General features: G+C 71.1%; 10 protein-coding genes. 7 read left to right on the plus strand and 3 right to left on the minus strand.

The window, feature by feature from the left end; all coding sequences use genetic code 11:
- Window positions 1-59 precede the first annotated feature (59 nt).
- Window positions 60-4,046, plus strand: coding sequence for a golvesin C-terminal-like domain-containing protein (locus OG927_RS25590; RefSeq protein WP_124281636.1), 3,987 nt, complete (start codon window positions 60-62; stop codon window positions 4,044-4,046).
- A gap of 87 nt (window positions 4,047-4,133) precedes the next feature.
- Window positions 4,134-4,427: a hypothetical protein gene (locus OG927_RS25595; protein ID WP_056789568.1), complete on the plus strand. Its 294-nt coding sequence runs from the start codon at window positions 4,134-4,136 to the stop codon at window positions 4,425-4,427.
- A 304-nt stretch (window positions 4,428-4,731) separates the two neighbouring features.
- Here the strand turns inward: OG927_RS25595 and OG927_RS25600 are convergent, their stop codons facing one another.
- From OG927_RS25600 to argJ, 3 genes are all read right to left on the minus strand, one after another.
- The gene (locus OG927_RS25600) at window positions 4,732-5,481 is read right to left on the minus strand and encodes an AfsR/SARP family transcriptional regulator (RefSeq protein ID WP_056789817.1); all 750 of its coding nucleotides are present in this window, start codon (window positions 5,479-5,481) and stop codon (window positions 4,732-4,734) included.
- A gap of 634 nt (window positions 5,482-6,115) precedes the next feature.
- Window positions 6,116-7,105 carry an MBL fold metallo-hydrolase gene (locus tag OG927_RS25605; protein WP_330320839.1) on the minus strand — a complete coding sequence of 330 codons (990 nt, stop codon included), beginning with the start codon at window positions 7,103-7,105 and terminating at the stop codon, window positions 6,116-6,118.
- Between the two features lie 108 nt (window positions 7,106-7,213).
- The gene (gene argJ / locus OG927_RS25610) at window positions 7,214-8,392 is read right to left on the minus strand and encodes a bifunctional glutamate N-acetyltransferase/amino-acid acetyltransferase ArgJ (protein ID WP_124280907.1); all 1,179 of its coding nucleotides are present in this window, start codon (window positions 8,390-8,392) and stop codon (window positions 7,214-7,216) included.
- Between the two features lie 202 nt (window positions 8,393-8,594).
- Between argJ and OG927_RS25615 the strand changes: the two genes are divergently transcribed.
- The 5 genes from OG927_RS25615 to OG927_RS25635 all read left to right on the plus strand — a co-directional run bounded on the left by OG927_RS25615 (window position 8,595) and on the right by OG927_RS25635 (window position 15,729).
- Entirely contained in the window at window positions 8,595-10,310 is a 1,716-nt protein-coding gene (locus OG927_RS25615) for a thiamine pyrophosphate-binding protein (RefSeq protein WP_056789578.1), read from the plus strand.
- 2 nt (window positions 10,311-10,312) lie between these two features.
- Window positions 10,313-11,842 carry an asparagine synthase-related protein gene (locus OG927_RS25620; protein WP_056789582.1) on the plus strand — a complete coding sequence of 510 codons (1,530 nt, stop codon included), beginning with the start codon at window positions 10,313-10,315 and terminating at the stop codon, window positions 11,840-11,842.
- 54 nt (window positions 11,843-11,896) lie between these two features.
- The gene (speB, locus tag OG927_RS25625) at window positions 11,897-12,847 is read left to right on the plus strand and encodes an agmatinase (protein ID WP_124280905.1); all 951 of its coding nucleotides are present in this window, start codon (window positions 11,897-11,899) and stop codon (window positions 12,845-12,847) included.
- Window positions 12,844-13,818 carry a clavaminate synthase Cs1 gene (gene cs1, locus OG927_RS25630; RefSeq protein ID WP_056789590.1) on the plus strand — a complete coding sequence of 325 codons (975 nt, stop codon included), beginning with the start codon at window positions 12,844-12,846 and terminating at the stop codon, window positions 13,816-13,818. Before speB ends, cs1 begins: the two co-directional genes overlap by 4 nt.
- Before the next feature lie 261 nt (window positions 13,819-14,079).
- The gene (locus tag OG927_RS25635; protein ID WP_164494112.1) at window positions 14,080-15,729 is read left to right on the plus strand and encodes a penicillin-binding transpeptidase domain-containing protein; all 1,650 of its coding nucleotides are present in this window, start codon (window positions 14,080-14,082) and stop codon (window positions 15,727-15,729) included.
- Window positions 15,730-15,787: the final 58 nt, after the last annotated feature.

The following is a 15,787-nucleotide window of genomic DNA, read 5'->3' on the forward strand; positions in this document are numbered from 1 at the left end:
AGGTTCCTGTCATCATCGCCGCGGCCACGGCGCTGCTGTCGGGCTACCCGGCGGTGTCGATGGCCAAGAGCCCGACACCCCCGCCGGGCGCGGCGCAGGGATGGTCCGCCGAGGGCGGGCCCGGTGCGAAGGCGTCCGGTCCGGCGGAGCGTCCGGCGGCCGTCCCCGCCGCCGAGCGCAAGGAACTCCTGGGCGGCTCCTACCGCACGTCCGACGACCGGGCCTGGACCACGTCGGGCGACGGCACCGGCTTCCACGTCATGGTCGCCGAGGCCGAGGACGGCTACCGGTGGAAGACCGCGGCGACGCTCTCCGAGCCGGGCTTCGACACCGACACCTGGATCGGCAACGTCTGTGTGACGGCGTCCGGCAAGCGGGCCGCGGTCACGTACGCGCCGCGCACCTTCACCAACGAGCCCGAGCTGATGACCCGCGGTGCCTTCACCGCGATCGTCGACCTGACCACGGGCGCGGTCACCAAACTCGCCGTCCGGTCGAGCCTCAGCTACTTCTCGCCCGGCTGCGGCACCACCGAGAAGGCCGTCTTCTCGCAGTTCTCCGACGACGCGTCCGCGCGCAACGAGACCCGCCTCATCGGTGTCGACGCCGCGACCCACCGGGCCGGCAAGCCGCTGAAGCTGCCCGGCCAGGTCACCTCGGCCGTCCCCGTCGGCAGCGGATACGCCGCCGCGCAGGGCTCCCGCCTGGTCCAGGTCGCCCCCGCGGGCACGGTCCGCGTAGCAGCCCGCACCTCGGCGGTCCCCTTCCAGCTCACGGCCGCCGAGGACGGATCGGTCGTCTTCATCGACCGGCCGGCCGCCGGGCCCGACGGCAAGGCCGACGCCTCCGCGCGTGCGGAGGTCAGGCGGGCCCCCGCCGCGCTCCTCCGCGGCACGGGGAAGCCCGCCGCGACCCAGCGCCTGGCGACCGGCGCCCTCACCGACTTCGACCTCTCCCGGTCCGCCCGCACCGGCACGGTGTACGTCACCGGCACGGCCGAGGCGACCGGCACGCTGCCCGCGTCGGTGCGCATGCCGTCCGGCGTCGCCAAGGACGCGGTCCTCTCCACCCGCGGCAGGGCGGCCGTCACCAGCGCCTGGGCCGACGGCAAGGACTCCCGCATCTCCCCGCAGGAAGCCGCAGCCGCCCGCACCGCACGGACCGAGGTCCGCATCCTGGGCACCGGCAGGACCGTGGTCCTGGACGCCCGTCCCGGCACCCCCGTCGGCACGCCGGCGAAGACGGAAGCGGGCAGGGCGACCTCCCCGGCCCTCACCGGCGGCTCCCCGTCCGGCGCCTCCACCCGGGCCGCCGCCGCGTCCCCGACCAACCCGGTCGAGGACGAGCGCTACTGCTCCGTGCCCCGGGGCGACGTGCGCAAGCAGGCCTTCCAGCCCACCCCGCGTCAGGTCGAGTGGGCGGTGGACCAGGCGGTCGTCGGCAAGCTCAACAGCCATGTCTCCCGCCCCGCCAACTGGAAGAACACCGGGATGTCGGCCTACCAGCCGCAGTCCCTCTTCCCGCTCAAGACGCTGGCGGGCGACCCCAACGGGACCCCCGACGCCGCCGACGGGTACCACATCCCCGCGCAGGTCATGCTGGGCATCACCGCCCAGGAGTCCAACATGTGGCAGGCGACCAGGTTCGCCGTACCCGGCGTCACGGCGAACACCCTGATCGGCAACTACTACGGAATCAGCCACGGTTCCGACGGCCAGACCCCGGACCCCTGGGCCATCGACTGGGCGGACTCCGACTGCGGATACGGCATCGTCCAGGTGACCGACGGGATGCGCAAGGCCGGCCGTGAGAAGCCGGGTGAGACTTCGCTGTCCGTGCAGAAGCAGGAGGCGATCGCGCTCGACTACACGGCCAACATCGCCGCCGGTGTGAACATCCTCGTCGACAAGTGGAACCAGACGCACAGTGCCGGCATGACCGTGAACGACGGTGGGCCCGGTTACATCGAGAACTGGTTCTTCGCGCTCTGGGCGTACAACTCGGGCTTCTACCCGCAGTCCAGCGCCGGCTCGCACGGCGGCCACTGGGGGGTCGGCTACACCAACAACCCGGCCAACGCCCTGTGGAAGGCCAACCGCACCCCGTTCCTGGAGAGCGCGGCCGGCAGCGACGACTACTCGCACGCGGCGCACCCGCAGGACTGGCCGTACCAGGAGAAGGTGATCGGCTGGGCAGCCCGGCCGATCTCGGCGATGTTCGCCCCCGGCGACTTCCAGCCCGGCTACCGCGCCGCCTGGTGGACCGCCGTGGACCAGCGGACGCGCGCCAAGCCGCCCGTCGGCCAGTTCTGCGACGCCTCCAACAACTGCGACCCGAGCAAGATCAAGGAGGGTGACACCTCCACCAACGGGGCCTGCCAGCTGAACAACCCGGCCGACGAGTTCTACCTGCACTGCTGGTGGAACAAGAAGACCACCTGGAAGAGCTGCGCGGGCGGCGCCTGCGGATACGCGCTGCACCGCTTCGACGCGACCTATCCGGAACAGCCCGACGGCAACGCGTACCCGCCGCGGTGCGCGAGCGGACTGCCCTCGGGCACACACGTGATCGACGACGTGGCCTCGGGGGTCACCCCGACGGGCTCCCCGGGACGCAGCTGCGGAGCGACCACGTCCCCGGGGACCTTCGGATTCACCTTCACGGCCGACGGGGCGAACTATCCCGGCAAGATCGACACCCATCAGATCGGGGCCGGGTACGGCAACCACTTCTGGTTCTCGCACACCAGGAACCAGGCGACCACCGAGGGCACCCGGATGCGCACGACCGGCACCTGGACCCTCACCAACGGCATGACCGGCTGGTCCCGGGTCTGGGTCCACATCCCGGACCACGGCGCGCACACCCGGCAGGCCTCGTACACCATCGGCGGGACGAACAGCACCAGCCCGGTCCGGGTGCATCCGCAGCGGGTGCTGTCGAACAAGTGGGTCTCCCTGGGAGTCTTCCAGTTCACCAGCACGCCGAAGGTGTCGCTCTCCACGCACGCGGCCGACGGCAACGGCTCCGAGGACGTGGCCTGGGACGCCGTGGGCTTCCAGCCGTTGTCGGCGAAGCCCAAGGACATGGTCGTCGCGCTGGGCGACTCGTACTCCTCGGGCGAGGGCGCATCGGCGGCCGGCGGGGTCGACTACGCGCGGGAGACCAACTACCGCGACCCCAGCAACCCCTCGGCCCGCAACTCCTGCCACCGGTCCAGCAAGACGTGGTCCCGGCAGGCCACCATTCCCGGCCGGTCGGCCTCGATCGGGTCCATGGACGACAGCCGGTCGGCCGCCATGGACTACCACATGGTCGCCTGCTCGGGCGCCCGCACCTACAACATCGCGACCGTCCCGCAGAACGGTGAACTGCCGCAGCTGTCCCAGGGATACCTGGACCAGAACACCACCCTGGTCACCATGTCCATCGGCGGCAACGACGCGCGCTTCGCCTACATCATCCAGAAGTGCATCTTCGGCGGCATCGGCTGGCCCGAGCTGTGCCAGAACCAGACGTTCGAGGACAACGACTCCCGGGTCGACGACGAGGCGTACCAGGGTCTGGACGTCGGGGTGGCGGCCGAACGCCTCGCCAAGGAACGGGTCCGGCCCGCCATCGTCGACGCACTGAAGAAGATCAAGGCGAAGGCCCCCAACGCCAAGATCGTCCTGATGGGGTACCCGCCGCTCCTCGAGCGTTCCGGGAGCTGCATCCCGGGCATCGGCACCGAGGAGGCCCCCTGGCTGAACGGCATGGCGGCCACCCTGGCCACCGAGATGCAGGGCGCGGCGAACGACGCCAAGGCGGCGGGCGTGAACGTCTGGTACTCCAACCCCGCACAGAACTTCGCGGGCAAGGCCGTCTGCGGTGACCCGGAACAGGTCCACGGCATCGTGCTCGACCTGGTCGAGAGCGACGAACCGGCCATCGACTGGCCGATCCTGCAACTCGGCGCGTCCGCACAGTCCTTCCACCCGAAGATCGGTGGAGCTCGACTGTACGCGGACTCGCTGCAGCGCACCATGCAGGGCATGGGTCTCTGACGGAGGCCCTCACGGGCCGCCCAGCACGTCAGGGACGAAGCAGAGGGCCCTCCCCGCCGGGGAGGGCCCTCCGTACGAAGGGGTGCGATGACGAAGGTCTCCCGCCGTGCCGACGCCGGCACGGCCGCGGTGCTGTTCCTGCTGGACGTGGTCCTCGTCGTGGTCCTGGTCCTCGGGGTGGCCGTCTCCGGCGGCCTGACCGGCTCCCCGGACCGGGCGGCGGTGGCGCACGAGGCGTCCAGGGCCGCCCTGGTCTGTCTGGGGGCCCTGCTGCTCTCCGGTCCGCCGGCCCTCGCCGTACGGGCCTGGATCGCCGTGGGCGTCCAGGTCGTGGTGCTGGGCGCGGCCGCCGCGGCGTTCGCGGCAGCGGGCGGCGGATAGACGGACGGACACCAGGGCGGGGGGACGCCCGGAGGTCGGACGGCTGGGCGCACGCCGGAGGTCGGACCGCCGGGCGGATGCCTGGGGTCGGACCTCCGGCCGGACGGTCACCCGGATGACCGGTACCGTGCCCGGACGGGGCGGATCCGTGCGGACGCCCGGACGAGGACGGACGGGCGCGTATGCGCCGACGGTGTGGCCGGCACGGAAGGGCGCAACCGCCGAAGGCACCCGGCGCGGAAAGAGCGCGGGTGCTTCCGGCACGTGTGCCGTCGGGCGACAACGTTTCCCTCGAAACGTTTCCTCAGTACCGGGACATCGCCGGTGAGGCCGTGAGCATTTCGGCGTCCTGGCGCAGGATCGCCCTTTCCAGCATCGTCAGCCTGGGGCCCGGGTCGATTCCGAGTTCGTCGGTGAGGGTATTGCGCGCGCGGCGGAATACCGCGAGGGCGTCCGCCTGCCGGCCGGAGAGGTACAGCGCCAGCATCAGATGGGCGTAAAGCTCTTCCCGCAGTGGATGGAGCGCGATCAGATCGGTCAGTTCCCCGATCGCCTCCTCGTACTGTCCGAGCGATATCTCCAGTGAAATGCGCTGCTGCAATGCCGCGACCCGTTCCTCTTCGAGGCGGGCGGCACGGGACTGCAAATCACTGCTCGAAATGGTCGCGAGAGCCGGGCCCCGCCAGAGTGCGAGCGCTTCTCTGAGCCGCTCCAGCGCATCCTCCGGCAAGTTGTTGCGGAGCAGCCGCTTCGCCGTTACGACGGAGCTGCGGAACGCGTTGCTGTCGATCTCGCAGTATTCCGCGTCGAGTTGGTAACCGGAAGCGGTCGACTGGACGATCTCCTGCGGCGCGCCGACGGATGCCAGTGCCCTGCGGATCATCCAGACACTGGTCTGTAGCTGGCCGGGTGCTGTTCTCGGTGGCCGGTCCCCCCAGAGGTGACCGATGAGCTGCGAGGTGGGGACGGCCCGTCCCGGAACAAGTGCGAGAGCTGTCAGAACCCTGAGCTGTCGCTGCCCGGCCAGGGGAACCGGCCGGCCGTTGAATACCATGGAGACAGGTCCGAGTATGCGGACCTGGACGCTGGCCAAAGGGGTTCTCCCGTACTGCCTGTCCACGAACGTATTCCCCCAATTCCGAAATTCTGAGCTCCGCTGCGGTGGTCTGAGGATGCGCTGAACAGAAAGAACTTCGGTGATCAACAACTGTCGGTACTACACGCGTAGCGAGTGCCGTTCTGTCGAGTCAGGACAGTAATCAGCGTGTCCCCCCTCGTCAACGCGTCCTGGATCGGTGCGGCCGGAAACCGACTCATGGCGGTGGGGGGAATGGTCGGTACCAGGCCTTTGGTGCAGGTATACGGAGGGTAAAGACCGACACGAGTCACCGGCTGTCGATGGCGCGGAGTGACTGCCCGTTCGGCAGGCGCTCCGGTGGCCGATACCGCATGGGGCCTGGATCGTTGCAAGGGGTGCGGAGTGTGTGCTTCCGACGGGGCCGGAGTGCGAGCGGTGCGGGGACCTGGATCATTACGGAGCGCGCTGACTCGGAATCGGACGCGCCGGAGTATTGGTCTAGTCCAGTGTTGGCGAAAATTGACTGATGGTCGGCGGAATCACGTTTCCGTTCGGGCGGCCGAAAAGCGATGTCCTGCTTGAGCCATGCCGACGAGGGGGCTGGCGGCGCTCATGTGTCCGCTTCGCCGGTGATGTCCAGTACCTCGAGGTGGCGGGGGGTCAGGACCCTGCAGCCGCCCGGTGCGGCTTGGCGGGCGGCGGCCCGCCCCAGCGCCGACACGGCCTCGGGGGAGGCCGTGCGGAAGACGCCGGAGTCGCCCAGCGGAGTCACCATGTCGTCGTGATGGCCGGGTACCAGCAGCGGCGGCGCGCCCAGCACGGACAGGAGCCGGTCCGGGTAGCCGTGGACGGCGGCGTGCCCGCTCATCCCGATCACCGCCACATCGGGCCGCGCGCCCGTCAGTTCGCGCTCCGCGAAGTTGCTCGTGCCGGTCAGCAGGACCGTCGGGCCGCCCTCCACGGCCACCTGGAACGCCAGGGTCCGGCCCTCCACCAGGTCGCCGAGCGTCCGGGGGCGCGTGGGGGCGGAGTCCCGGTGGCCCGGGGCGAAGGACGTGTAGTCCTCCTGCCGGCTGTGCAGGCTGCGGAACACCTCCACGCTGTACCCGTCGAACTGCAGGTGGTCGCCGCCGTACACCGGGATGACGTCGTTCATCCGCTTCGCGGGGGTCCCCATCGCGGACAGCAGGTGCCGCGAGGTGGTGTCGCAGAGGGTCCGGATGCGCCGGTCGCGCCACCCGGGCCGGGCCAGCAGCTGGGGCACGTCGGCGATGTGGTCGAAATGCCCGTGGCTGACCAGGATCAGCTCCGGCGCCCCGGCGAGCCCGTCCTCGGCCACCCGTTCGACGGCCGCCGGGTCCAGCCGCAGGGGCAGGGCGCCGTCGAGCGCCCCGCCCCCGTCCGCGTACGGCATCCGGCTCAGATACGGGTCGAACAGGATGCTGCGCCCGGCGAAGGAGAGCTCCCAGCCGGACACCCCCAGCCACCGCAGGCCGAGCGCGGTCCTCGTGGGCACGGCGCGGGCGCGCGCCCCGATCAGCAGCCCCGCCGCACCGGCGCCGAGCGCCCCCCTCAGTACCGACCTTCGCAACTGACCCATGCGCCACCTCGTTCACGTTGTGCTGATCGCCGGTCACCCTACGGAGTGATCGCGGTGCGGTGACGCATTTGAGTCAGTGGCGGGGCCGGGGCGCGGGGGCGGCCGGGATCAGGTCGTGTACTCCGAGTTCAGCCGGACGTACCCCTCCGTCAGGTCGCAGCCGTAGACCGTGAACTCACCGTCGCCGATGCCCAGGCCGATACCGATGACGACCTCCTGCCCGCGCATGTGGTCGGCGACCGACGCCCGCAGCTCGGCGTCGCCGGGGCCCCCGGCGTGCTGCGGATAGACCTCGGTCGAACCGAAGCGGACAGTGACGTTCTCCTGGAGGATGTCGGTGTCGTCGGTGCACTTGCCGATCGCCATCGTCACCCGCCCCCAGTTCGGGTCGCTGCCGTGCACGGCCGTCTTGACCAGCGGGGAGTTGACCACGGTCTTGCCGACGCGCTTGGCCTGCGCGGTGTCGCGCGCCCCGCTGACCTGCACCTCGATGAGCTTGCTCGCGCCCTCGCCGTCACTGGCGATGTTCTTCACCAGGGCCAGCGCCACCTCGTACAGCGCCTCCTCGAACTCCGCCGGATCGACCGGGCCGGCCAGCCCGTTGGCGAAGAGCGCAGCCGTGTCGCTGGTGGAGGTGTCCGTGTCGATGGACACCGCGTTGAACGTGCGGTCCATGACGCTCCGGAAGATCCGGTCCTGCTCCGCCTGCTCCAGGCGGGCGTCCGTGGCGAAGAACGTCAGCAGGGTGGCCATGTCGGGTTCCAGCATGCCCACGCCCTTGGCGATGCCCACCAGGGTCGCCGCACCGCACCGCACCCTGACCTCCTTGGGCCGGGTGTCCGTGGTCATGATCGCCCGGGCCGCCCGGTCGAACCCGCCGTCGGGGAACGGCCACGAAAGCGTCTTGATGTGATCGCGGATCTGCTCCATCGGGTACTGCAGGCCGATCACTCCGGTGGAGGCGATCAGCAGCTCGTCCTCGGCGAGCCCCGTCGCCGCGGCCACCGAGTCCCGCACCTCGCGTGCGTTGCGGTCACCCTCGGGGCCCGTGGCCACGTTCGCGTTGCGCGCCACGACGACGACGCCGCGTGCCCGGCCGTCGGCGACGGCCGACCGGCTGAGCACCACACTGGGCCCGGAGAACCGTGACTTGGTGAACACCGCGCTGACCTGTGCCGGGACGGTCGAGGCCAGCACCGTGAAGTCGTCGCGCCCGTCGTCGGACATCCCGACCGGAGCGGTGTGCACCACGAAGCCCTCGGGGTCCCGGGTGGTCGGTTCAGTCATGATCGCCTTCTTTCATATGCGTACTCTCGTATGTCTATTCAGGCACCACGCGGGGGCGGTCCGCAAGCGCCGAACAGGCTCCGGTGCTGCCTTGAACCCCTGTACAGCGCGGTCGGATAGGCGGTGGAGAGGCAGTGGAGAGAAGTCACCGGCACGGTGACGGCAATCCGCTTCCCCGTCGAGATCCTGGAGACGACGCCGCATGTCCCGTGTATCGACCAAGCCCAGCAACAACCCGACGGCCGCACACGCACTGCTCAAGCGCCTGCACGAGCACGGTGTGGAGACGGTGTTCGGTGTCGTCGGCCGTGAAGCCGCCTCCATCCTCTTCGACGAGGCGCCGGGAATCGACTTCGTCCTCACCCGGCACGAGTTCACCGCCGGTGTCGCCGCCGACGTCCTGGCCCGCATCACCGGCCGGCCGCAGGCCTGCTGGGCCACGCTCGGCCCCGGCATGACCAACCTGGCCACGGGTGTGGCGACGTCGATCCTGGACCGCTCGCCGGTCATCGCCCTCGCGGCGCAGTCGGAGTCGCACGACATCTTCCCGAACGACACGCACCAGTGCCTCGACTCGGTCGCCGTCATGCGCCCCATGACCAAGTACGCGGTCGAGCTCCAGCGCCCCGACGAGATCACCGACCTGGTGGACTCCGCGGTCGCCGCGGCCATGACCGAGCCGGTCGGCCCGAGCTTCATCTCCATCCCCGTCGACCTGCTGGGCACCGACGTCGACTCGACGGTGACCCACCCGGCGGCACGGACCCCCTCGAAGCCGGTCGGCGCCGTCCAGGACGGCTGGGAGAAGACGGCCGACGAGGCCGCCGCCCTGGTCGCGGGCGCCGAGCACCCGGTGTTCGTCGTCGGCGCCGCCGCCATCCGCTCCGGAGCGGTCCCGGCGATCCGCGCCCTGGCCGAGCGCCTGGACGTCCCCGTCATCACCACGTACATCGCCAAGGGCGTCCTGCCGCACGGCCACCCGCTCAACTACGGCGCGGTGACCGGCTACATGGACGGCATCCTGTCCTTCCCGGCGCTGGAGACCCTGTTCGGTCCGGCGGACGTCATCGTGACCCTCGGCTACGACTACGCCGAGGACCTGCGGCCCTCGATGTGGAGCCGCGGCGACGAGAAGAAGACCGTCCGGGTCTCCCCGACGGTGAACCCCATCCCCCGGGTCTACCGTCCCGACCTCGACGTGGTCACCGACGTGCTGGCCTTCGTCGAGCACCTCGACAAGGGGACCGCGGACACCCCGAAGAAGACCCCGCACGACATCACCCCGCTCCGCGAGCGCATCACCGAGTTCCTCGCCGACCCCGAGGAGTACGCGGACGGCATGCGGGTCCACCAGGTCATGGACTCCATGAACACGGTGATGGAGGAGACCGCGGAGGCCGGTGAGGGCACCATCGTCTCCGACATCGGCTTCTTCCGGCACTACGGGGTGCTCTTCGCCCGTGCCGACCAGCCCTTCGGCTTCCTCACCTCGGCCGGCTGCTCCAGCTTCGGCTACGGCATCCCCGCGGCGATCGGCGCCCAGATGGCCCGCCCCGGCCAGCCCACCTTCCTCATCGCGGGCGACGGCGGCTTCCACTCCAACAGCGCCGACCTGGAGACCATCGCCCGGCTGAACCTGCCGATCGTCACCGTCGTCGTCAACAACGACACCAACGGTCTGATCGAGCTCTACCAGAACCTCGGCCACCAGCGTTCGCACGACCCGGCCGTGAAGTTCACCGGGGTCGACTTCACCGAGCTCGCGCGGGCCAACGGCGTCGAGGCGGTCAAGGCGGCCACCCGCGAGGACCTCCTCGCGGCGCTGCGCAAGGGAGCCGGGCTCGGCCGCCCGTTCCTGATCGAGGTGCCGGTGAACTACGACTTCACCTCGGGCGGCTTCGGGGCCCTGAGCATCTGATCATGGATCAGACACTTCCCGCGGCGACGGGGTTCCTGGTCTCCGCCCATCCGGGCGGAGGCCAGGGCCTCGCGCCCGTCTTCGCGACCCAAGGGTCCCACGCCCCCGTGGCGCAGGCCCTCCGCTCCCAGACCCTCGACGCCGTACTCGTGCACTCCGGTGCGCCCGAGCGGGCCGTCGCCCGCTCCGGGGACATGGCGCTCGTGCTGGCCGGCGAGCTCTACAACCGGGAGGAGCTCGTCTCCGTCCTCCCGCCCGGTGCCGGGGACGGCGGCGACGCGCACCTGCTCCTCGCACTCCTGAAGGTCTACGACCTGCACGCCTTCCGGCTGCTCAACGGCCGCTTCGCGGCGGTCGTGGCCACCGGTGACCGGGTCCTCGCCGCCACCGACCACGCCGGCTCCGTACCCCTGTACATCCTGCCGGCGCCCGGCCGGGTCCTCGCCGCCACGGAGATCAAGTCGCTCGTACCGGAGGCGGCCCGGACCCCTCCGTCGGGCCGGCCCGTCCCCGAGGCGCGCCGGGTGCGGCGGGTGCCCGGGGTCCACCAGGTGCCCGCGGGGGCGGTGCTGGACCTCGACGTCCGCACCGGAGCCGCCGTGCGCACCCGCACCTGGACACCGCCGGTCTCCCGGCGCGTCATGGCCGAGTCCGACGCGACCACCGCCGTCCGCGAGACGCTGGAGCGGGCCGTCCGGGCCCGGACCGCTGGCACGGCTCCGCTGGTGGTGCTCTCCGGAGGAATCGATTCTTCGGGGGTCGCCGCGCTGGCCGCGGCGCACACCGAAGGCCCGCTGGACACCCTGTCCATGGGCACCGACACCTCGGACGAGTTCGCCGAGGCGGGCGTGGTCGCCACCCACCTGGGCTCCCGCCACCGGGAGATCACCATTCCCACGGCGGACCTGCTCGGCCAGCTCCCGCACGCGGTGTGGGCGTCCGAGTCCGTCGACCCGGACATCATCGAGTACCTGCTGCCGCTGACCGCCCTGTACCGGGCGCTCGACGGCCCGGCCCGGCGCATCCTCACCGGCTACGGGGCGGACATCCCGCTCGCCGGCATGCACCGGGAGGACCGGCTGCCCCAGCTGGACACGGCGGTGGCGCTCGACATGGCCACCTTCGACGGGCTCAACGAGATGACCCCGGTGCTGTCCGGGATCCGGGGGCACTGGTCCACCCACCCCTACTGGGACCGGGACGTGCTCGACCTGCTGGTCGGGCTGGAGGCCGGACTCAAGCGGCGCTACGGCCGCGACAAGTGGGTCCTGCGCGAGGCCATGTCCGGACTCCTCCCCGAGGAGACGGTCAACCGGCCCAAGCTCGGCGTGCACGAGGGATCGGGGACCACGTCGTCCTTCAGCCTCCTGCTGATGGACGCGGGCATTCCCGAAGCCGACGTCCACCGGGCCAAACGGCTGGTCGTCCAGGAGATCTTCGACCGGGTCGTCGTCGAGGGGCTGCCGCCGGCCGAGGTGGCGACCGCCGACGCGGTGCGGCAGGTGGCCGACCGGCTGAAGGAGTCCGAGTGAACGGGCAGACCACCGCCCCCCTTACCCCTACCGGCCGAGAGGAGTGACAGCGCCGTGGAACGCGTCGACACCACGATCTCGCCCCGCTACGCGCAGATCCCGACCTTCATGCGTCTACCCCACGACCCACGCCCCCGCGGGCGCGACGTCGTCGTCATCGGCGCCCCCTACGACGGGGGGACCAGCTACCGTCCGGGGGCACGCTTCGGCCCCCGGGCGATCCGCAACGAGTCCGGCCTGATCCACGGGGTCGGCATCGACCGGGGTCCCGGCACCTTCGAACTCATCGACTGTGTGGACGGCGGGGACATCGACCTCACCCCGTTCAACATGCACATCGCCATGGAGACCGCGCACCGGCATCTGCGCGACCTCCTCAAGGAGAACGCCGCCTTCCTGATGCTCGGCGGCGACCACTCGCTCACCCTGGCCGCCCTGCGGTCCGTGGCCGAGCAGCACGGCCCCGTCGCCGTGGTCCACCTCGACGCGCACTCCGACACCAACCCCGCCTTCTACGGCGGGGAGTTCCACCACGGGACGCCCTTCCGGCACGCCATCGACGAAGGGCTCATCGACCCGCAGCGCACCGTGCAGATCGGGATCCGGGGCCACAACCCCCAGCCCGACTCGCTGGACTTCGCCCGCGGGAAGGGCGTGCGCATCGTCACCGCCGACGAGTTCGTGGAGACCGGCACCGCCGGGATCCACGCGCTGGTCAAGGAGCTCATCGGCGACCGGCCCGTCTACGTGTCGGTCGACATCGACGTCGCCGACCCCGCCTTCGCCCCGGGCACGGGAACCCCCGCGCCCGGCGGGCTGTCCTCCCGCGAAGTCCTGGCCCTGCTGCGCTGCGTCGGCGAGCTGCGGCCGGTCGGCTTCGACGTCATGGAGGTCTCGCCCCCGTACGACCACGCCGGGATCACCTCCGTCCTGGCGACCGAGATCGGCGCGGAACTGCTGTTCCAGTACGCCCGCGCCCACACCAAAGGAAGGAACCTCGCGTGACCGTCATCGACTGCACTGCACTCCGCGACGAACTTCTGGACCTCGTCACCAGGCTGCCCACGATTCCCCGCCAGGACCTGCGAGGCTTCCTGGACGCCGCCCTGGACGCCGCCGGCGACCTGCCGCCGTCCCTCGCCGAGGCCCTGGACTCCTTCAACGAAAGGGGTAACGAGGACGGCTACCTGCTGCTGCGCGGGCTGCCCGTGGAAGCCGCCGAGGACCTGCCGCGCACACCGGAGTCCACCCCGGCGCCGGTGGACCGCCCCCTCCTCACCATGGAGGCGATGCTCGGCATCGTCGGACGCAGGCTCGGTCTGCACACCGGGTACGCGGAGCTGCGCAGCGGCACCGTCTACCACGACGTGTACCCGTCGCCCGGTGCGCACCACCTCTCCTCGGAGACCTCCGAGACCCTGCTGGAGTTCCACACGGAGATGGCCTACCACAGCCTCCAGCCCAACTACGTCATGCTCGCCTGCTCCCGGGCCGACCACGAGCGCCGGGCCGCCACCCTCGTCGGGTCGGTGCGCAAGGCGCTGCCCCTGGTGCCCGAGGGGTTCCGCGAGCACCTCTTCGACCGCAAGATGCCGTGCTGCGTCGATGTCGCCTTCCGCGGCGGTGTCGAGGACCCGGGGGCGATAGCCCAGGTCAAGCCCCTGTACGGCAACGCGGAGGACCCGCTCCTCGGATACGACCGTGAGCTCCTCGCCCCCGAGGACCCCCGGGACGTCGAAGCCGTGGCGGCGCTCTCCAAGGCGCTGGACGAGGCGACCGAGGCGGTGCACCTGATCCCGGGAGACGTCCTGATCGTCGACAACTTCCGCACCACGCACGCCCGTACGCCGTTCACCCCGCGCTGGGACGGGGAGGACCGGTGGCTGCACCGGGTCTACATCCGCACCGACCGCTACGGGCAGCTGTCCGGCGGGGAGCACGCGGGTGACGTGATCTCCTTCACGCCGCGCGCCTGACCGGAGCGGCCCGCCCGGGCGGGCCGCACAGCGCCGGCCCGTGGCACACCGCTCCGGCGGTGTGCCACGGGCCGGCTCCGCCATGTCCTTCCCCCTCTCCGCCCGCTCTCGGCTCGCTCTCCGCACACTCTCTGTGGTAGCCCGACGCCGGGGAGCAGCGGTTAGCGTGTCGGAAGGTGACCGGAGACGGTCCGGTCGCGGGAGAGACGTCTGCGCCAGACGAGGAGACAACCCAGAGTGTCCGACCCCACGCTGCAACGCATGGCACGTCATGACCACCGCAGTTCCCGCCGCCGGGGCAGAGGACCGGTGCTGGGCGTGGCCGCGGCCGTCGTCCTGGCCGGGGGCGCCGGGTGGTGGGGCTACCAGGCGTGGTCCGACGACGGTCCGGACAAGGATCCGGAGATCGTGGCCGCCACGGCGCAGCTGCAGAAGTTCCTCGACGCCTGGGCCGCGGGCAAGTCCGCGGACGCCGGCGCGCTGTCCGACTCGCCGGAGAACGCGGAGTCCCTGCTCACCTCGGTGATGACCAACCTCAAGCCGACGAAGACGGTGCTCGCGGCGGGGGAGGGCAAGAAGAACGACAAGGGCGACGTCGCCGTCCCCTATACCGCGAAGCTCAGCATTCCCGCGGTCGGTGTCTTCCGCTACGACTCCGAGGCCACGGTCGTCCGCAAGGCGGATGCCTGGACCGTCGTGTTCGACTCGCCGACGATCCACCCCCGGCTGAAGCCCGGGCAGACGCTCGCGCTGAAGGCGGTGGCCGAGCGGGCCGCCGTCCTGGACACCAACGGCGACGACCTGCAGGCCGCCTCGCTGCGTGGTTCCGTCGACGAGCAGGGCAAGGGCGCCTTCGGTCTGGAGGCCCGCTACGACAAGCAACTGCGCGGCGGCACCGGTGCCACCAGCGAGATCGTGGTCGCCGACCGGCAGTCGGGCCAGGCGCAGGCGTCCCTCACCAGGAGCACGGCGAAGCCCGGCAAGCCGGTGAGGACCACCATCGACCCGAAGGTGCAGACCGCGGCCGCGGAGGCCCTGGACGGCCTGAAGGTGAACGCGGCACTCGTCGCCGTCGCACCCTCCACCGGCAACATCCTGGCTGTCTCCAACCGGCCCGCGGGCGGGCTGAACCGCGCCCTGGCCGGGAAGTACCCGCCGGGCTCGACCTTCAAGGTCGTCACGGCTGCCGCGCTGCTGAAGGCGGGCCTGAAGCCCACCGACGTGGTGAAGTGTCCCAAGTTCGCCCATGTCGACGGACAGAAGTTCGAGAACCAGAACCAGTTCACCCTGCCGGCCGGCTCGACCTTCAGGGACTCCTTCGCCAAGTCCTGCAACACCATGTTCGTGGAGAACCGCGGCAAGGTCGGCGGGTCGGCCCTGCACGACGCGGCGGAGGCCTTCGGCATCGGCGGCGTCTGGGACGTCGGCTACACGACGTACGACGGCTCGGTCCCGGTGAACACCTCGGACAACGACCTCGCGGCGTCGACGATCGGCCAGGCCCGGGTGCAGGCGTCCCCGATGGTGATGGCCTCCATCGCGGCGACGGTGAAGGAGGGGACCTTCAAGCAGCCGGTGCTGGTCCCCGAGGCGGTCAAGAAGAAGCACGAGGCGGCGGCGCGGCTCGACCCGGCGGTCGTCGGCTCGCTGCGGGAGATGATGCGGGCGACGGTGACGTACGGGGCGGGGCAGGCCCTGACAGGGCTGCCGGGGGAACCGCACGCCAAGACCGGTACGGCCGAATTCGGCGAGGAGAAGCCGCCGCGCACCCACGCCTGGATGATCGGCTACCAGGGCGACAGTGATCTCGCGTGGTGCGTGATGCTGGAGGACGGCGGCTCCGGTGGTGCCGACGCGGGCCCCGTCGCCGCGAAGTTCCTCAAGAGCCTCGGAGGCGCGGGCGCGAACTGACGCGCCGAGCGTCCCCGGCCCCGCCCCCCGGCCCCGTCCCCCGTCCCCCGTCCCCCGT

It is taken from the genome of Streptomyces clavifer (assembly GCF_036345975.1).
Lineage (GTDB): Bacteria > Actinomycetota > Actinomycetes > Streptomycetales > Streptomycetaceae > Streptomyces > Streptomyces clavifer.